This is a genomic window from Pseudomonas sp. GB2N2, assembly GCF_054897705.1.
The window spans coordinates 3,174,175-3,192,920 of record NZ_CM142701.1 but is presented as its reverse complement, the minus strand read 5'-3'; the positions used below and the strand labels follow the sequence as shown (position 1 = coordinate 3,192,920).

The following is an 18,746-nucleotide window of genomic DNA, read 5'->3' as shown; positions in this document are numbered from 1 at the left end:
TTTCACCCATGAGCCTTCTCACACGGACCGTCTTGCCGGTTCTGCTGCTTGGCAGCGTGTTGACCGGTTGCGCGACTCACAGCGATGGCACTGCCCCCCTCAATCAACGAACCTGGCCGATCTGCAGCGTTATTGGCGGCTTGGTCGGTGGCGGTCTGGGCGCTCTCGAGAGTGGCGGTTGGGCGGCCGGCGGAGCGGCGCTTGGCATCTTGACCGGCGGGCTGATCTGCTACGCCCAGGATGGCGACGAAGACGGCGACGGTGTCTTCGATCGACGCGATCGCTGCCCGGATACGCCGGCCAATACCCCGGTTGAACATCACGGTTGTCCGCTGCCGCAGTACCCGGCCAGTGTGAAACCTGCCGAACCTGTGCAATCCGAAGTCATTACCCTCAGCGACGCGGGCGACGTGTTGTTTGCCTTTAACAAATCCGACCTGACGCCCGCAGCACAGAGTCAGCTGGATTCGTTCATGCCCAAACTGCAAAACGCGGATGTGGTGAGCATCAAGGTGGTGGGCCATACCGACAGTGTCGGTTCGGACGCCTACAACCAGGCGCTCTCGGAACGACGTGCCAGCAGCGTGGCGGCTTACCTGTTGGGCATGGGCCTGGCGCCGAACAAACTGACCAGCGAAGGTCGCGGCGAAAGTGAGCCTGTGGCGAGTAACGATACGGACGAAGGTCGCGCGAAAAATCGTCGCGTGGAGTTGCATATCAATCGCTGAACCCCGAGATAGAGCCGTCGGGCAACTATTGCGGTTGTTTCGACGGCCATTCAGCGGTCTTCATGAAGAATTTTCCGTTGCCCTCTGGCATATCCCGCGTGGAAGCCGTTACTGTGCGCGCAAAGAATAATTCCAGGCGGGGGCGCGTATGAAGGTGTTTTGGGGGCTGGGGAAGCTGTTGACCCTGCTGTTCTGGCTGGTGATCGCGGCCAATCTGCTCATCCCGTTCGTTCATCCGCTGCACCTGTTGGTCAATGCGGCCGGCGGCGCGCTGGCGTGCCTGCATCTGCTTGAAGCGGTGTTCTGTTTCCGCAGCCTGCGAGGCCGTGCCCATCCCTGGGGTGATCGGCTGAAGATTATCTTTTTCGGTGTTTTCCACCTGCAAACCATTCCGGCTCCTGCCGTACCGAAGGCTTCCCATGCGTAAACTCTGTCTGCTCGCCGCACTTGTCTGCCCGTTCGCCTGTGCCCAAGTGGTCAGCGTCGAAACCAATTCCCTGATGCGCCTCCCCAACACCGCCAGCACGTTGCAGTTGGACCGCCTGGAGGTAGCCGATTACGGCACGTTGCTGATTCCCTCGAACGTCACTGAAGTCACCGTAGGCGAATTGCGCCTGGGGCGAGAGGCGCGGATCGCCATCGTGCCTAGCGAAAATGCTCTGGCGTTGAAAGTCACGCGTGCTGAATTGTCCGAAGGCAGCCAGATCACTGCGCGCGGCGCGCCGGGCACTTACCTCAAGGCAGCCCGAGCGGGGCGCAATCTGAATGTGCAGATCAAGTCCCTGAACGCATCGCAGTTGCTGGTTGATGCACGCGGTGGCGCCGGCGCGCCGGGTTTTGTAGGTCTCGACGGCGCCAACGGGCAAGCACCGGGCTGCACCTGGGGCCAGGCCGGCCGCGGTGCCGATGGCAGCAATGGCAGCGACGGACAGCCGGGCGCGCCGGGGGCGTTGGTCAGGCTGGAAGTGCCGGGCAATTATCCGGTGGAGCAGATCAAGGTTCAGGTCGCGGGCGGCGCCGGTGGTCTGGCCGGCCCTGGCGGCAAGCCGGGGGCGGGCGGCAAGGCCAAGGGGTGCTTCGTCTACAAGGCGGATGGCGGCAAGAGCGGCAAACCGGGGGTTGATGGCCAGCCGGGGGTTGCAGGGGCGGCAGGTTCGGTGACGGTTCAGCGGTTGTAAGAGGTTGATCGTTCCCGCGCAGAGCGGAGCGTGGGAACGATCAATATCAGAATATCGGGCGAGCAGAGGCGACGGCCACCAGTACCAACCCCACAATCAGATTAATCCCCACCCACTTGCGAATCTTCCCCAGCACCGCAGCCCCGGTCGGCCAATCCTGCGCCGTCACTGCCGTGCGCAATTCCGGTAGCAGCAACGCCTGAATCCGGATAAACAGCGCGGTCATTACCACGTACAAGCCCATCATGACCTGCACATAACGCGGCGCGGTCTCGAAACCGGCGTATTGCAGATGAATCATGCCCACACCGCTGATCGGCAGCAGCACGACCGCGACCCAGACCCAGCGAAAGAAACCCTGAAACACTTCAACCCACAGCTTCAAACGCGCCGGGCCTTCCAAGGCTTTTATCGCGGCGGGGCGCAGGACCATCCAGGCGAAAAACATACCGCCGACCCACACCAGCGCGGACAAGACATGCAGGGTGTAAACGATGCCAAAAGGTGTCATTGGGGTACTCCGTTCTGCGCGGGATTAATTAGCGGGGTATGATAGCCGCCGAAACAAACCACTGAAAATTTATCCAGCGTTTTAGCGCCCGAAAATTCATGATCAGCACTGAACTCAAAACCACGATCCAGGGCGCCTACTCGCGTTTTCTCGAAGCCAAGAGCCTCAAGCCGCGCTACGGCCAACGCCTGATGATCGCCGAAATTGCCAAGGTCCTCGGTGACATCGACACCGACGACGAAGGCCGGCGCAGTGGCGACCCTGCGATTGTCGCGGTGGAAGCCGGCACCGGTACCGGTAAAACCGTGGCCTACAGCCTGGCAGCGATCCCGACGGCGAAGGCTGCCGGCAAGCGTCTGGTGATTGCCACGGCCACCGTGGCCCTGCAAGAGCAGATCGTCTACAAGGATTTGCCCGACCTGATGCGCAACAGCGGGCTGAATTTCAGCTTCGCCCTGGCCAAGGGGCGGGGGCGCTACATGTGCCTGTCCAAGCTCGACATGTTGCTCCAGGAAGGTCACGCGCAAACCGCCACGGCGCAGATGTTCGAAGAAGAAGGCTTCAAGATCGAGGTCGATGAGGTCAGTCAGAAGCTGTTTACCAGCATGATCGAGAAACTCGCCGGCAATAAGTGGGACGGCGACCGCGACAGTTGGTCCACTGCGCTGGAAGACGCCGACTGGGCGCGCCTGACCACCGATCACAGCCAGTGCACCAACCGCCATTGCCCGAACTTCGGCCAGTGCGCCTTCTACAAGGCCCGCGAAGGCATGGGCAAGGTCGACGTGATCGTCACCAACCACGACATGGTCCTGGCGGATCTGGCCCTCGGCGGCGGCGCTGTGTTGCCAGACCCGCGCGACACCATTTACGTGTTCGACGAAGGCCATCACCTGCCGGACAAGGCCATCGGTCACTTCGCCCATTACACGCGCCTGCGTTCCACCGCCGACTGGCTGGAAACCACCGCCAAGAACCTCACCAAGCTGCTGGCCCAGCACCCGCTGCCGGGGGATTTGGGCAAGTTGATCGAGCAGGTCCCGGAACTCGCCCGCGAAATCAAGACCCAGCAACAGTTCATGTTCACCGCCTGCGAACAGGTCGCCGATTTCAAACCCGGCGAAGACGTCGAAGGTCGCGAGCGACCGCGTCACCGTTTCGTCGGCGGGGTGATCCCCGAGCACATGCGCGAAATGGGCGTCGAGCTGAAGAAAGCGTTTGCCCGCCTCACTGATTTGTTCACCCGACTCACCGAACTGCTCAAGGAAGGCATGGACGGCGAGGTCAACATCGGCATCGCCAGCAACCAGGCTGAAGAGTGGTATCCGTTGTTCGGCAGTCTGTTGTCCCGCGCTTCCGGCAACTGGGAATTGTGGGTCGCGTTCACCGCCGAAGACCCGGAAGACAACCCGCCCATGGCGCGCTGGCTGACTCTGGCGGAAAGCGGCTCGCTGTTCGACATCGAGGTCAACGCCAGCCCGATCCTCGCCGCGGAAATGCTCCGGCGTAATCTGTGGAACGTGGCGTACGGCGCGCTGGTGACCTCGGCGACCCTGACCGCGCTTGGCACCTTTGACCGTTTCCGCATGCGCGCCGGCTTGCCGAAAAAAGCCGTGACCGCCGTGGTCCCGAGCCCGTTCCATCACGCCGACGCCGGCGTGCTGCGGGTCCCGGACCTGAAAGCCGACCCGCGTGACGCGCCGGCCCACACCGCCGCGATCATTCGTGAACTGCCGCAACTGGTCGAAGGTTCGCGCGGCACGCTGGTGCTGTTCTCCTCGCGAAAGCAGATGCAGGACGTGTTCGACGGCCTCGACCGCGACTGGCGCAAGCAAGTGTTCATTCAAGGCAACCTGTCGAAACAGGAAACCCTGAACAAGCACAAGGCGCGCGTCGATGGCGGCGACTCCAGCGTGCTGTTCGGCCTGGCGAGTTTCGCTGAAGGCGTCGACCTGCCCGGTGCCTATTGTGAGCACGTGGTGATCGCGAAGATTCCGTTCTCGGTGCCCGACGATCCGGTCGAAGCGGCTTTGGCCGAGTGGATCGAGGCGCGGGGCGGCAATCCGTTCATGGAAATATCCGTGCCGGATGCTTCCCTGAAGCTGGTCCAGGCCTGCGGTCGTTTACTGCGAACTGAAGAAGATCGCGGCACCATCACCTTGCTCGACCGCCGCCTGGTTACCCAGCGTTACGGCAAAGCCATCCTCAATGCGTTGCCACCCTTCCGTCGTGAAATTTCCTGATACATCGGTGGGCAATCAGGCCCACCGCGTTGTCTATCTCTCTACCATCGCTTTTCCACTGGCCATTGTTGGTCGTTAGGGAGAACTTCGTTCTTATGATCCGCCGCTCGTTGCCTGCCGTTTTTGCCTTGTTGTTCGCCACGCCGTTGCTCGCTGCACCCGCGGCCCAGCAAACGTTGTTCAACTTCGTGCGTCCCGCCGACGTGGTCCAGATCGCGACTCAGGACGCCAGCCTGCCGCAATCCAATGCCGAGCAAACGGCCGAAGGCGAAGTGCTGCGCCGGGTGACGTTCAACCCGGTGGCGCAACCGACCCTGCGTCTGGCGCCGCAGACCGGGGCCTGGGACTGGTCGCAGTCGGGCGTGATGAGTCTGCGGATTCAAAGCGCGATGAGCTGGGCCGTGACCCTCTACGTGAAAATCCAGAGCAACGACGGCAAGACGTTGATCAGCCGCGTTGACCTGCCGGCCGGTCCTGCGCAAACGCTGCTGGTGCCGTTGCAGCCGAGTTCGCCGTTGAGCCTGGGCATGAAAGCCGGGCCGCCGATGCCGATGACGTTTGACGGTCAGCGCATCCTGCTGGCCAGCAGTGCCGGTGAGCTGGATCGCAGCCAGGTGGTGTCGGTGACCTTGTCGATGGATCAGCCGAAAGTCGCGCAAAGTATCTTGCTCGAGCGCTTTGGCGTGCAGGACGGTGACGCGGTGACTCAAGCGGCCTACGGCAATCTGGTGGACGCATTCGGGCAATCGACCCGATCCAAATGGCCGGAGAAAATCAGCAGCGACGAGCAACTGAAAAGCGCTGCCGGCAAAGAACAGCAACAAACCAAGACCTGGCTGGCCGAGCGCGAGAAGTCGTCGCTGGACAAGTTTGGTGGCTGGACCAAAGGCCCGGCGTTCAAGGCCAGCGGCTTCTTCCGCACCGAGAAACGTGACGGTCGCTGGTACCTGGTCACGCCGGAAGGGCATCCGTTCTATTCGCTCGGGGTCAACACCATCGCCCCGGACGTCAACCAGACCTACATCGCCGGTCGCGAGTGGATGTTCGAGTCGCTGCCCAAACCCGATGAGCCGCTGGCCAGCCACTTTGGCGATGGCGACAACCGTGGCGGCAATGGTGTCGATCAGGGCCGCGGCTACAACGCCGGGCGCTGGTACGACTTCTACGGCGCCAACCTGCAGCGCTTGTATGGCGCACCATGCGCACTCGGCAGCGACACCAAGGCCGGTGTTGCCGAAGCGGCCAAGGCCGATGCGGCTGAGGCGACGATTGAGAAGGCGGCTGAGCAACCTGTCGTCCCGGCGACGGTTGAATCCGGAGTGGCCGAAGCCGCCAAGGCTGGCGCAGAAGAAGCGACCGTCGCCAAAAACACCGAGCAGAAACCCGCCGCGCCCTGCACCGCAGTGATTAACCAGCAGCGCTGGGCCGACCATGCCCTCGATCGCCTGCAAGCCTGGGGCTTCAACACGATCGGCAACTGGAGCGCGCCCGAGCTGGCCAACGCTGATCGCGTGCCTTACACGTTGCCACTGTCGATCGTCGGCGATTACGCCAGCATCAGCACTGGCACCGACTGGTGGGGCGGGATGCCTGACCCGTTCGACCCGCGTTTCGCCATGGCCACCGAACGCGCCGTGGCCATCGCTGCCCGGGATCATCGCGATGATCCGTGGCTGATCGGCTACTTCGCCGATAACGAACTGGCCTGGGCCGGTCCCGGTGACGACCCCCAATCCCGTTACGCACTGGCTTACGGCACGTTAAAAATGACCACCGACGTGCCGGCCAAACGCGCGTTCCTCAAGCAGCTGCGCGACAAATACCGCAATCAGGCGGGCCTGTCCAAAGCCTGGGGCATCGACCTGCCGGCGTGGGAATTGATGGAAGACCCGGGTTTCGTGCCGCCGCTGCCAAGTGCCGAACACCCGGAAATCGAAGCCGACTTCAAATACTTCCAGAAGGTCTTTGCCGACACTTACTTCAAAACCATCTCCGACTCGCTTAAGTGGCATGCGCCGAATCAGCTGCTGTTGGGCGGTCGCTTCGCCATCAGCACCCCGGAAGCCGTGGAGTCCTGCGCGCAATACTGCGACGTGTTGAGCTTCAATATGTATACCTTGCAACCGCAAGACGGTTACGACTTCGCCAAACTGCGCACGCTGGACAAGCCAGTGCTGATTACCGAATTCAACTTCGGCTCGGCTGATCGTGGCCCGTTCTGGGGCGGCGTGACGCAACTGGCCAAGGAAGAGGATCGCGGTCCGGCTTATGCGAACTTCCTCAAACAGGCACTGAGCGAGCCTTCGATTGTCGGCGTGCATTGGTTCCAGTACCTCGATCAACCGGTGACCGGTCGTCTGCTGGACGGTGAGAACGGTCACTTTGGTCTGGTGGGCATCACCGACTTGCCGTTTCAGGGCTTTGTCGACAGCGTGCGCAAGAGCAACCTGGCGACCGTCGATCAGTTGAATAGAGAGGCCGAAAAGGCCAAGGCTGAGACGGATAAGGCCAGTCATGATGCCGTGGGTGGCAGGAAGGCCGACGCCGGCAAGGGCGCTGGGCAGGGAGCCGGTAGCCCGGGTGGGCATTCCGGCAAGGGTCATTAAGGCTTGAGACCGCGTTATCGTTCATCGCTGGCAAGCCAGCTCGCACAGGAATCGCGTAGATCTTGTGGGAGCTGGCTTGCCAGCGATGGCGTCCTAAAAAACACCCTGAATTCCAGACCGAGCACAGGCGCAATCCGACCGCCCGGCCCAACCCTGTTCCCAAAACCGTCAATGGCTGGAACAATGCCGGCCACTTTGTAAAACGTTTGTCCGAGGAAATAGCGGGTGCAGATACAGGGTCATTACGAACTCAAGTTCGAAGCAGTGCGTGAAGCGTTCGCGGCGTTGTTCGACGATCCTCAGGAGCGTGGCGCAGCGTTGTGCATCCAGGTCGGCGGCGAAACCGTCGTTGATCTCTGGTCCGGCACTGCCGACAAGGATGGCCTTGAGGCCTGGCACAGCGACACCATCGCCAATCTGTTTTCGTGCACCAAGACCTTCACTGCCGTCGCCGCCCTGCAATTGGTTGCCGAAGGCAAGCTGCAACTGGATGCACCGGTTGCGCGCTACTGGCCCGAATTTGCAGCCGCCGGCAAGGAATCCGTGACCCTGCGTCAATTGCTCTGTCATCAGGCCGGTCTGCCGGCGTTGCGCGAGTTACTGGCGCCGGAAGCCCTGTACGACTGGCAAATCATGGTCGACGCCCTGGCCGCCGAAGCGCCGTGGTGGACGCCGGGCACGGCTCACGGCTATGCCGCGATCACCTACGGTTGGCTGGTCGGCGAGTTGCTGCGGCGTGCCGATGGTCGTGGACCGGGTGAGTCCATCGTCGCCCGCATCGCCAAACCGTTGGACCTGGATTTTCATGTCGGCCTGGCGGACGAAGAATTCCATCGCGTGGCGCACATCGCCCGGGGCAAGGGCAATGTCGGCGATGCCGCGGCCCAGCGCCTGTTGCAAGTGACGATGCGCGAACCGACGGCCCTGACCACGCGGGCCTTCACTAACCCGCCGTCGATCATGACCAGCACCAACAAACCCGAGTGGCGCCGCATGCAGCAACCGGCGGCCAATGGCCACGGTAATGCGCGCAGCCTGGCCGGGTTCTACGCCGGTCTGCTCGAGGGTAGCCTGCTGGAAAGCGAGATGCTCGACGAGCTGACCCGCGAGCACAGCCTTGGCGAGGACAAGACTTTATTGACCCGGACCCGCTTCGGCCTGGGTTGCATGCTTGATCAACCGGACGTGCCTAACGCCACTTATGGCCTCGGCCCACGGGCGTTTGGTCATCCGGGCGCCGGCGGTTCCATCGGTTTTGCTGACCCGGAGCACGATGTCGCCTTCGGTTTTGTGACAAATACACTGGGGCCTTACGTTTTGATGGACCCGCGTGCGCAAAAGCTGGCGCGGGTACTGGCCACTTGTCTGTAAAACGCGCTCAAGGGTTCCAGGGCCGGAACCCGAAGACGTTTATGTTTTCCAACCGTCTGTTTGTCCCGGTCCTGCCGGACTGTTTTTTATGACTTCTTTTTGTGGATATCCAATGTCATTCAATAAAACCACCCTCGCTTTGGCCCTATGTGTCGCTGTCACCGGTTGTGCCCAGACTCCACAAAATGATTCGGATGGCAGCAGCTGGTGGCCGTTCGGTTCCTCCGACAAGGTCGCCGCGAAACCGCCGGCTACCGCTGCGGACCCTGTGAAGCCGGTCGCTGCGGCTCCCGCTCCGGCGCCGGTAAAACCAGTCGCTGCGGCCCCGGTGGCCAAGGCTGAAAACGCCAGCCATTGGTACTGGCCGTTCGGTTCCGATGAGGTGCTGGACAAGAAACCAGAAGTGAAACCTGAGGCCAAACCGGTCGAAGTGGCCAAGGCTGATGCCGACGCGGGTGGCAAATGGTGGTGGCCGTTCGGCGGCAAAGAGCAGCCGACCGCCAAAGTCGTGCCGATGCCTGACCCTAAAGTGACCCAGGCCTGGCTGGACGATTACGAGCCGCGCCTGCGCACGGCGATCAAGGACAGCAACCTGCAACTCGAGCGCCGTGAAAACGTGCTGGTGGTAATCGCGCCAGTCGAAGGCTCGTTCAACCCTGACCGCCCGGCCATGCTGCTGCCGGTGACACTGGGCCCGTTCACCCGCGTGGCTAAAATTCTCGAACTCGATCCGAAAACCGCGGTGCTGGTACTCGGTCACAGCGATACCTCGGGCGTCGCACCGGCCAACGTGAAATTGAGTCAGGAGCGTGCGCAAGCCGTGGCGGCGATCTTCCGCCTCAGCGGTCTGGAACGTGATCGCCTGATGTTGCGCGGCATGGGTGGTGAAGCCCCGCGTGCGGCCAACGACAGCGTTGAAGGCCGTGCCCTGAACCGTCGCGTCGAACTGCTGGTGACCCCGCAAAACACCATGGTCGCGCTGCTGAGCAAATACAACATGCCGGCGCCGGCACCGGTGCGAATGGTCGCAGCCCAGGACGCCAAGCCCGTGGCCGCGCCGGTCACGCCTGCACCTGCGGCGAAGAAAGCCGCTGTGCCTGCCACGAAAAAAGCGCCGGCCAAGAAAGCTGCTGCCAAGGCTCCTGCCAAGAAAGCACCGGCCAAGGCTGCGACGCCTGCGAAAAAGGCTACACCGGCCAGCGCCGCGACAGCCGACAAGAAAGTCGTTGCCGCCGACGCGGTAAAAAATTGATTCGCTAATCGAAAGGAATGCGCCATGACCCAGGGCCTGGCTGATATGCGTCGCGACTACACCCGAGATGGCCTGACCGAAGCGCAAGCCCCGGCCGAGCCGTTCGCGCTGTTCCATCAGTGGTTTGCCGACGCGGTGAAAACCGAACAGGCGCCGGTGGAAGCCAACGCCATGACCCTGGCCACGGTCGACCAGGACGGTCGGCCGCATTGCCGCATCCTGCTGCTCAAGGGCCTGGATGCGCAGGGTTTCACGTTCTTCACCAACTATGACAGCGCCAAGGGTCAGCACTTGGCGGCGAACCCGTTCGGTGCCATGACTTTTTTCTGGCCGGCCCTGGAGCGTCAGGTGCGCATCGAAGGGCGAGTGGTGAAAGTCACGCCTCAGGAGTCCGACGCCTATTTCCAGGTACGACCACTGGGCAGCCGTCTTGGTGCCTGGGCTTCCCCGCAGAGTCGCGTGATTGCCGATCGTGGCGAACTGGAAGCGCTGCTCAAAACCACCGAGCAACGGTTTGTCGATACGCAGCCCGATTGCCCAGCCCACTGGGGCGGATATCGCCTGCTACCTGAGCGCATCGAGTTCTGGCAGGGCCGTTCGAGCCGCCTGCACGATCGCCTCAACTATCGGTTACAAGACCGTTTACAGGACGCCGACTGGATTCTTGAACGTCTTGCACCCTAGGCAGTCTACCGTCCGGATAGCCTGCTGATGCGGCCTCAAGCCATTGGGCAGGTCCCGCGCTGTCGCTCCGGGTTCGATTCGCTGAGGCCCTGTACCGGGCCTGAATCAAAGCAATTTTATTCGGGCAACGTCGTGACAGGCGTGAAGCAGCGGAGTTTAATGGCCACCTGTCCTTTGGAGTTGATGCTATGCGTAAGTCTGTTCTGCTGGTTGCTTCCTTTTCCACCATGGCGATGTTGCTCACTGGCTGCCAATCGAGCTTGACCGGTGACTCCTATTCCCGTGACGAAGCGCGTCGTGTGCAGACCGTTCGCATGGGCACCATCGAATCCCTGCGTCCGGTAAAAATCGAAGGCACCAAGACCCCGATCGGCGGCGCAGCCGGCGCAGTCGTGGGCGGTGTCGGCGGTAGCGCCATCGGCGGCGGTCGCGGCAGCATTGTTGCAGCGGTCATCGGCGCCGTCGCCGGCGGCTTGCTGGGTTCGGCCACTGAAGAAGGCCTGACCCGCGCCCAGGGCGTGGAGATTACCGTTCGCGAAGACGACGGCAGCATGCGCGCCTATGTGCAGCAGGTTCAGGAGAATGAAGTGTTCCGCGTCGGTGAGCGGGTGCGGATTGCTACTGTCGATGGGACTAGCCGCGTTTCGCACTAAGCGGAAACGGGTTAGAGAAAAACCCCGATCAGCGTGAGCTGGTCGGGGTTTTCTATTTTTGGGAATTTGGTACTTTCACCATGCTTTCCGGTATCGAAACGCAATCTGGTAGTCAAAAGCGGCCTTATCAATTTGATGGTTGAACAGAGGTTGAATTTCAGGAATCCACGCCGCTAAAACATCGAATCCTCCGTCGTATATTTCGCTTTCCGCCATCAAACCTAATGCTGCGATTATCGAGCCGTCATCGCCAAGGTCGGCGGAGTATTCCTTTCCGTCCGCCATTTCCGTTTCCTTGTCATACCAGTCCAATCTGACTTTCAGTCCCATGCGGTCCTCACAAATACTTTTTAATGCTGCGGTTTTTCTTGGGTGGATCTATTTGCTCACCCGTTATGTGATCGAACGAGCCAAGATGACTTCCATCGCTTGCACGATAGGCTTCTAGCTCCCCATGCAACGAGTCCCATTCATAAATGGTTCGGCCTTTGGCATCAATCCAACGCTCTCGAAGGCCGCTGCCACCTTGTCGTGGAGTTTTCTTCTTCGCCAGGCTCAAGCCTGAAAATCCGGTGATTTCTTCCGTTTCGGGTGCGGAGTGATAGTCGTGATCGGGGTTAGGAAGTTTTCTTCCTGACACGCTCACAACAATGTAAACCGGCTTCACCCCCGACCCCACCGGAAACACAAGAATGAAATCCCTGTAATCCGGCGGGTAAATCGGGTTTACGATAATCCCATCCGCCGCGTCAGTTGGCGGATACACCCAGATATGCGGCGCTTGCGGCGCAGCTTCCAGCTTAGGAATGCCGAGGATGTCAGAACCATCCACGGCCGGTGTCCAGACCAGTTCGATGCCGTCGCCGAGATCAGCGATGAAGTGGCTGTCTTGTGCAGTGAACTTCACGACATCAACCATCTCCCAATCGCGGTTTTTGCCGGTGTAGAAGGCGTAGCCCTTGAGCGTGCCGTCATCCTGTTGCTCGACGTTTAGTCGAACTCGAGTGCGCGCTTGTTTGAGACTTTGCAGTTGTTCTTCGGTGTAGAGGGCGCTGTCGCTCAGGCCAGGGACCCAAAAGATCGCGGCAAGGCCGGCCAATGCCGCGGTGCTGGCAGCGCCGACCGCGGCGACGGGAATGGCGAGGGTCGGGAAACGTAGCACGAGTTGGCCGACGCCGAGTGCGACGGTGCTGCCGCTGATCGTTTCAAGGTTCAGCAGCCCGGTATCGTCTGTTTTGCGAGCACCGAGCCAGGCGATTTCTCCGTAGTCCTTGAGGCTGTCGGTCGGCACCATCCCGGAAGGATTCGAGTAATCGATGATGGCGTCAGGCAGCTTGCAGGACTTGGCGAAGACGCACCCAGCTTTTACAGGCCTCGGCTTTTCCGCCAGAACCTGACGACCGCGTTCGAACGCGTCCTGACGCGCAAGCATGGCGTCATAAGCATTTTGTCCGGCCTCCCGCGCATCCAGTTCGGTAGGCGTCATCGGTCGATAGGTAACGTGATGACCGTCACCCGATGGCGGGTTTTTAACCCAGGGAATGTCTTTGTCTGCCACTGATCATCCTTGCGTTCGTCCGTCGACAGCCCTCCAAAAAAGGGGCTGTGCGACGTTAACGAACGCAGATGATTGTGGCTGTAGGACGCGTCTCTAATGACGCTGGGAGTTGTCTCTGATGATCAGGAGGCGAGCACGGCGTGCTTGCGACTCGCCGCCGCCGTCACCGCATACCCGATCAACGCCGCGAGTATAGAACCGGTCAAAATCCCCATTCGGTCCATACCGGCGTATTCGCTGGCGCCCGGTACGAAGGCCAGGGAACCGACGAACAGGCTCATGGTGAAGCCGATCCCGCAGAGGACCGCGACGCCCAGCACCTGGCCCCAATTGGCATGTTGGGGCAGGGCGGCGATGCCGGTTTTTACCGCCAGCCAGGTCAGGCCGAACACGCCGAGGGTTTTGCCCAGCAGCAGACCGATGGCGATGCCCATCGGCACGTGGTGAGTGAAACTTTCAACCGTGACACCGCTCAGCGACAGTCCGGCATTGGCGAACGCAAACAGCGGCAGGATGCCGTACGCGACCCAAGGGTGCAGGGCGTGTTCCAGGGTCAGCAGCGGCGACGGTTCGGCATTTTTCGTGCGCAACGGGATGCAGAACGCCAGGGTTACGCCGGCCAGCGTCGCGTGAACGCCGCTTTTGAGTACGCACACCCACAGGATCAAACCGATGATCATGTACGGCCCAAGCTTGACCACGCCGAGCCGGTTCATCGCGATCAGCGCGACGATGCAAGATGCCGCCAGTGCCAGGGACAGGGTCGACAGGGTGCCGGAATAGAAAATCGCGATGACGATGATCGCGCCGAGGTCGTCGATGATCGCCAGGGTCATCAGGAACAGCTTCAGCGATACCGGCACGCGTTTGCCCAGCAGTGCGAGCACGCCGAGGGCGAAGGCGATGTCAGTCGCCATCGGAATCGCCCAGCCAGCCAGCGCGGCTGGATTGTCGCGGTTGAAAAACCAGTAGACCAGCGCCGGCACGACCATGCCGCCAATCGCCGCAGCGCCTGGCAAAACGATTTGCGAAGGTTTCGAAAGCTGGCCATCAAGGACTTCGCGCTTCACTTCCAGACCGATCAGCAGGAAGAACAGCGCCATCAGGCCGTCGTTGATCCATAGCAGCGCCGGTTTGGCGATTTGCAGTGCACCGATCTGCGCCACCACCGGGGTGTCCAGAAAGCTGCTGTAGAGCCACGACAGCGGTGAATTGTTGATGATCAAAGCCAGGGCGGCAGCGGCGATCAATAACAGACCGCTGGCAGCTTCCAACTGAAAGAAACGCGTGAAAGTGCTACGCAGAGGCAAGGTCGCTCTCCATCGATTAATCAAAAAGGTGCCACACCCTAACCCGTACCGTTAGTTGTTAAAACAAAAGTTATATTCTTTTTTGTTATATGCCGTTGCAATGTAAAAGGCCGGCTCGGACCTGAGCCTAGCAGTTGCCAGACGTATTGAACCTCAGCTGTATCTGTGCGGGATGTCGGAATTTTCCTAAGCTTCAGGGCTGAGCCTTGCGACAAGGCCGACTCGACGAGAAAAACACCATGAGCGACAACCGACAGTGGGCCCGCGAAGCCATCCGCATCATTGAAGCCGACTTCCAGCGCAGTGCCGACACCCATCTGATCCCTTTGCCGCTGCCGGGTTTTCCGGGCATCGAACTGTACTTCAAGGATGAGTCGAGCCATCCCACCGGCAGCCTGAAACATCGCCTGGCGCGCTCATTGTTCTTGTATGCGTTGTGCAACGGCTGGCTCAAACCCGGTGCGCCGGTGATCGAAGCATCCAGCGGTTCAACGGCAATTTCCGAAGCGTACTTCGCCCGTTTGCTCGGTCTGCCGTTTATTGCGGTGATGCCGGCCACCACCTCGAAAGAGAAAATCGCGCAGATCGCTTTCTACGGTGGCAAGAGTCACCTGGTCGACGATCCGACGCAGATTTACGCCGAATCCGAGCGTCTGGCCCGCGAGCACGATGGGCACTTTATCGATCAGTTCACCTACGCCGAACGCGCCACTGACTGGCGCGCCAACAACAACATCGCTGAATCGATCTTCCACCAGATGCGTTTCGAGCACCACCCGGAACCGAGCTGGCTGATTTCCAGCCCCGGCACCGGCGGCACCACCGCCACGCTTGGGCGTTACGTGCGTTATCGCCAGCATTGCACCCGCGTGCTGTGCGCCGATGCCGAGCGGTCGGTGTTTTTCGATTACTACCTGACCGGCGACGCCAGCCTGCGCCTGGATCACGGTTCGCGCATTGAAGGCATCGGCCGGCCACGGGTCGAGGCGTCGTTCCTGCCGAAGGTGATCGATGCGATGGTCAAGGTGCCGGACGCGCTATCGCTGGCGGCCATGCATTACCTGGCGCAGCGTTTGGGACGACGGGTGGGCGGGTCGAGCGGAACCAATCTGATCGGCGCGTTGATGGCGGCGCAGCAGATGAAGGCCGCGGGGGAGTCGGGGTCGATCGTGGCGATTTTGTGCGATGGCGGTGAGCGTTATGAAACCAGCTATTACAACGAGGACTGGCTCAAGGCGCAGGGATATGAATTGAGTGGGTTGATGGGCGCGGTGGCGGCGAGTGTCGAGCGTGGTGAGCCACTTCCAGCCACCGTGTTGCGCGCCAATATCTGACACACAGAAGATAAAATGTGAAGCGGTCTTGCTCGCGAAAGCGGTGAATCAGCCAACATACCTGTTGAATGTGAAACCGTATTCGCGAGCAAGCCCGCTGCCACATTTGAATTGTGTCAAGCTTCGAGGCCGAGGATGTCCCGAGCCACGGCTTCGGCGATGCGAATGCCATCGACACCCGCCGACAGAATCCCGCCCGCATAACCCGCGCCTTCACCGGCCGGGAACAAGCCCTTGACGTTTAAACTCTGCATCGACTCGTTACGGGTAATCCGCAGCGGCGACGAGGTGCGCGTTTCGATCCCGGTCAACACCGCATCATGCAGCGAATAGCCACGGATCTGCTTCTCGAACGCCGGCAAGGCTTCACGAATGGCTTCGATGGCGAACGCCGGCAAGGCCAGCGCCAGATCACCCAGCGCCACGCCTGGCTTGTAGGACGGTTCAACGCTGCCCAGTGCAGTGGACGGCTTGCCGGCAATGAAATCGCCAACCAGTTGCGCCGGCGCTTCGTAATTACTGCCACCCAGCACAAAGGCGTGGGATTCCAGGCGTTCCTGCAACTCGATACCGGCCAGCGGACCGCCCGGATAATCGACTTCCGGGGTGATGCCGACGACGATCCCGGAATTGGCGTTGCGCTCGTTCCGCGAGTACTGGCTCATGCCATTGGTGACCACGCGGCCCGGCTCGGAGGTCGCCGCCACCACCGTGCCGCCTGGGCACATGCAGAAGCTGTAGACCGAACGGCCGTTCTTGGCGTGGTGCACCAGTTTGTAGTCCGCTGCCCCGAGTTTCGGGTGGCCGGCGTATTTGCCCAGGCGCGCGCGGTCGATCAGCGACTGCGGGTGCTCGATGCGGAAACCCACTGAGAACGGCTTGGCTTCCATGAACACGCCGCGGCCGTGGAGCATGCGGAAGGTGTCGCGGGCGCTATGGCCGAGGGCGAGGATCACGTGTTTCGAATGAATCTGTTCGCCGCCGTCGAGCTCGACGCCGACCAGTTGGCCGTCCTCGATCAACACGTCGGTTACCCGCTGCTGAAAGCGCACTTCGCCGCCCAGCGCGCGAATCTGCTCGCGCATGTTTTCCACCACCCCGGTCAGACGGAACGTACCGATGTGCGGTTTGCTGACGTAGAGGATTTCGTCCGGCGCGCCGGCTTTTACGAACTCATGCAGAACTTTGCGCCCGATGAACTTCGGGTCCTTGATCTGGCTGTAGAGCTTGCCGTCGGAGAACGTCCCCGCGCCGCCTTCACCGAATTGCACGTTGGATTCCGGGTTGAGGACGTTTTTGCGCCACAGGCCCCAGGTGTCCTTGGTGCGCTGGCGCACTTCGGTGCCGCGTTCGAGGATAATCGGCTTGAAGCCCATTTGCGCGAGCAGGAGCCCGGCGAAAATCCCGCAAGGCCCGAAGCCGACGACGACCGGGCGTTGTTCGAGATCGGCCGGCGCCTGGCCGACCACTTTGTAGCTGACATCCGGCGCCACGTTGACGTTACGGTCATCGGCGAACGTGTGCAGCAACGCCGCCTCATCCTTGGCGGTGAGGTCGATGGTGTAGATGAAGCACAGTTCGGAGGACTTTTTGCGCGCATCGTAGCTGCGCTTGAACAAGGTGAAATCGAGCAGGTCATCACTGGCGATGCCCAGGCGCTGCAGAATGGCAGGGTGCAGGTCTTCTTCGGGATGGTCGATTGGCAACTTGAGTTCAGTGATTCGTAACATGACGGGATCCGGTTCGCGGGGCGCACAACTGCGCCAGGGCGTTTGAAGGCGGCGATTATAAGCCCCAACAGCCGAGTCCCGTGAGGCTTATACGATCAGTCGTCGCGCGATCCGCCGAAATACCCGCAGCCGCGCTGAACCTGGCCATCGATGCGCAGTTCGGCGCTCATGTGCTGGACACTGCCGGTGCTGCTGTCGACGCAACGTTGCCGCGCGACCCACAGTTCGATGTGCTGATTGTTGGCTTCGGTGCTGAGGTTGAAGCGGCCATCGCCCAATTGCTCTTCAACGTAAGGGACGGCGAGGGGCGGCTGACCCGCACGGTCGATGACCATGCCTTTGCCACTGACTTTCACATTCCACTCGGGCCCGTGGCCGGCGGCGCGCAGGATCAGCAATTTGAAATTCGGATCGTTGCACGCGGTGCCCGAACGCTCGACACGGTAAAGCTGCTGCAGATCGAGGCGGCTGTCGACAATCTTCCCGCGCACGTCGGCGAACAGCTTGCCCTGGTCATCGGCGAGAGTTGCTGCCTCTTGCAGGATGCTGGTGCCGCCGGCGTCGTTGACCACGAAACTGCGCTGCTCATTGCACGGCTGGAACAACAGCTTGCCGTCGGCCGCCGTCAGTTGACCCTGCATTCGGGTCTGGCCCACGTGGGAGGCACTTTCACGCGGGCCATCGAGCAACTGGCAGGCGGCGAACAGCGGAAGCAAGGCAACAAGGACTAAGGAACGGGCAACACGCATCTTTGGCTCTCCAGACAAGTGCCGCCACGTTACGCAGCCTGACGGTTCATCACAACCCCAGCGGGCTGGTTGATTCACTTGGTAGGAGCACGACTTGCCGGCGAAGGCGATCGCACGGACGCCTTCGCCGGCAAGCCGTGCTGCTACGGCGTCGTGGTAGTCAGCCGACGTGAAAGGTCTGGCCAGTCTGCAGGCCTTCCACGCTTTTGGCGTAGGCCAACGCCACATCGGCGGCAGGAACCGGTTTGTAACCGCGGAAGTACGGCGCGTATTTGCCCATGGCTTCCAGCAGCACGTTAGGGCTCACCGAGTTCACCCGCAGGCCGCGCGGCAGTTCAATCGCGGCGGCACGCACGAAACTGTCGATGGCGCCGTTGACCAGCGCTGCCGAGGCACCGCTGCGGATTGGGTCGTGGCTGAGCACGCCGGTGGTGAAGGTGAACGAAGCGCCGTCGTTGGCAAATTCGCGGCCGATCAGCAGCAGGTTGACCTGGCCCATCAGCTTGTCTTTCAAGCCCAGGGCGAAACTGTCTTCGGTCATCTCGCCCAACGGGGCGAAGGTCACGTTGCCCGCGGCGCAGACCAGTGCGTCGAACTTGCCGGTCTGTTCAAACAGCTTGCGAATCGAAGCGCTGTCGCTGATATCCACGTGCAGATCACCGCTGTTGCGACCAATACGAATGACCTCGTGGCGTTCGGACAACTCTTTGTCGATCGCCGAACCGATGGTGCCGCCTGCGCCTATCAATAGTATTTTCATGGTGCTGACCCTCATGTGTTTTGAATGTGGGTTCAGTCTAAAGTGGTTTTTTCTGCTGATAAGCGCGCTAATAGGCAAC

At 61.1% G+C, this 18,746-nt stretch carries 17 protein-coding genes; 10 read left to right on the top strand and 7 right to left on the bottom strand.

Translation table 11 applies throughout. The features are described 5' to 3' along the window. Window positions 1-8 precede the first annotated feature (8 nt). The 3 genes from ACYZT4_RS14850 to ACYZT4_RS14840 all read left to right on the top strand — a co-directional run bounded on the left by ACYZT4_RS14850 (window position 9) and on the right by ACYZT4_RS14840 (window position 1,906). Window positions 9-728, top strand: a complete 720-nt coding sequence (locus ACYZT4_RS14850; protein ID WP_461980789.1) for an OmpA family protein — start codon at window positions 9-11, stop codon at window positions 726-728. 148 nt (window positions 729-876) lie between these two features. Continuing rightward, entirely contained in the window at window positions 877-1,155 is a 279-nt protein-coding gene (locus ACYZT4_RS14845; RefSeq protein ID WP_461980787.1) for a DUF1145 domain-containing protein, read from the top strand. Beyond that, the gene (locus tag ACYZT4_RS14840; protein ID WP_461980785.1) at window positions 1,148-1,906 is read left to right on the top strand and encodes a collagen-like triple helix repeat-containing protein; all 759 of its coding nucleotides are present in this window, start codon (window positions 1,148-1,150) and stop codon (window positions 1,904-1,906) included. Before ACYZT4_RS14845 ends, ACYZT4_RS14840 begins: the two co-directional genes overlap by 8 nt. Window positions 1,907-1,952: 46 nt before the next feature. Here the strand turns inward: ACYZT4_RS14840 and ACYZT4_RS14835 are convergent, their stop codons facing one another. Further along, window positions 1,953-2,417, bottom strand: a complete 465-nt coding sequence (locus ACYZT4_RS14835; protein ID WP_461980783.1) for a CopD family protein — start codon at window positions 2,415-2,417, stop codon at window positions 1,953-1,955. 98 nt (window positions 2,418-2,515) lie between these two features. Between ACYZT4_RS14835 and dinG the strand changes: the two genes are divergently transcribed. From dinG to ACYZT4_RS14805, 6 genes are all read left to right on the top strand, one after another. After that, complete coding sequence (gene dinG, locus ACYZT4_RS14830) at window positions 2,516-4,660, top strand: ATP-dependent DNA helicase DinG (RefSeq protein ID WP_461980781.1); 2,145 nt, start codon at window positions 2,516-2,518, stop codon at window positions 4,658-4,660. 95 nt (window positions 4,661-4,755) lie between these two features. Further along, a complete protein-coding gene (locus ACYZT4_RS14825) occupies window positions 4,756-7,266 on the top strand; it encodes a beta-galactosidase (protein ID WP_461980779.1) in 2,511 nt (836 codons plus the stop codon). Window positions 7,267-7,491: 225 nt separating this feature from the next. After that, window positions 7,492-8,637: a serine hydrolase domain-containing protein gene (locus tag ACYZT4_RS14820; protein WP_461980777.1), complete on the top strand. Its 1,146-nt coding sequence runs from the start codon at window positions 7,492-7,494 to the stop codon at window positions 8,635-8,637. Window positions 8,638-8,749: 112 nt separating this feature from the next. Next, entirely contained in the window at window positions 8,750-9,889 is a 1,140-nt protein-coding gene (locus ACYZT4_RS14815) for an OmpA family protein (RefSeq protein ID WP_461980775.1), read from the top strand. 24 nt (window positions 9,890-9,913) lie between these two features. Further along, window positions 9,914-10,573, top strand: a complete 660-nt coding sequence (gene pdxH / locus ACYZT4_RS14810; protein ID WP_461980773.1) for a pyridoxamine 5'-phosphate oxidase — start codon at window positions 9,914-9,916, stop codon at window positions 10,571-10,573. Window positions 10,574-10,761: 188 nt separating this feature from the next. Beyond that, on the top strand, window positions 10,762-11,226 hold the full coding sequence (locus tag ACYZT4_RS14805) for an outer membrane lipoprotein (protein WP_131059267.1): 465 nt from the start codon (window positions 10,762-10,764) through the stop codon (window positions 11,224-11,226). Between the two features lie 75 nt (window positions 11,227-11,301). Here ACYZT4_RS14805 and ACYZT4_RS14800 read toward each other — a convergent pair whose 3' ends face one another. The 3 genes from ACYZT4_RS14800 to nhaA all read right to left on the bottom strand — a co-directional run bounded on the left by ACYZT4_RS14800 (window position 11,302) and on the right by nhaA (window position 14,094). Further along, the gene (locus tag ACYZT4_RS14800) at window positions 11,302-11,556 is read right to left on the bottom strand and encodes a colicin E3-like toxin immunity protein (protein WP_461980771.1); all 255 of its coding nucleotides are present in this window, start codon (window positions 11,554-11,556) and stop codon (window positions 11,302-11,304) included. A gap of 7 nt (window positions 11,557-11,563) precedes the next feature. Continuing rightward, a complete protein-coding gene (locus tag ACYZT4_RS14795) occupies window positions 11,564-12,784 on the bottom strand; it encodes a colicin E3/pyocin S6 family cytotoxin (protein WP_461980769.1) in 1,221 nt (406 codons plus the stop codon). Window positions 12,785-12,906: 122 nt separating this feature from the next. Next, window positions 12,907-14,094 carry a Na+/H+ antiporter NhaA gene (nhaA, locus tag ACYZT4_RS14790; RefSeq protein WP_461980768.1) on the bottom strand — a complete coding sequence of 396 codons (1,188 nt, stop codon included), beginning with the start codon at window positions 14,092-14,094 and terminating at the stop codon, window positions 12,907-12,909. A 239-nt stretch (window positions 14,095-14,333) separates the two neighbouring features. Between nhaA and ACYZT4_RS14785 the strand changes: the two genes are divergently transcribed. Then, entirely contained in the window at window positions 14,334-15,428 is a 1,095-nt protein-coding gene (locus ACYZT4_RS14785) for a PLP-dependent cysteine synthase family protein (protein ID WP_461980766.1), read from the top strand. 116 nt (window positions 15,429-15,544) lie between these two features. Here ACYZT4_RS14785 and ACYZT4_RS14780 read toward each other — a convergent pair whose 3' ends face one another. The 3 genes from ACYZT4_RS14780 to ACYZT4_RS14770 all read right to left on the bottom strand — a co-directional run bounded on the left by ACYZT4_RS14780 (window position 15,545) and on the right by ACYZT4_RS14770 (window position 18,667). Beyond that, complete coding sequence (locus ACYZT4_RS14780; RefSeq protein WP_461980764.1) at window positions 15,545-17,158, bottom strand: NAD(P)/FAD-dependent oxidoreductase; 1,614 nt, start codon at window positions 17,156-17,158, stop codon at window positions 15,545-15,547. Window positions 17,159-17,253: 95 nt separating this feature from the next. Then, on the bottom strand, window positions 17,254-17,907 hold the full coding sequence (locus tag ACYZT4_RS14775) for a COG3650 family protein (RefSeq protein WP_461980762.1): 654 nt from the start codon (window positions 17,905-17,907) through the stop codon (window positions 17,254-17,256). A gap of 160 nt (window positions 17,908-18,067) precedes the next feature. Then, entirely contained in the window at window positions 18,068-18,667 is a 600-nt protein-coding gene (locus ACYZT4_RS14770; RefSeq protein ID WP_461980760.1) for a short chain dehydrogenase, read from the bottom strand. Window positions 18,668-18,746: the final 79 nt, after the last annotated feature.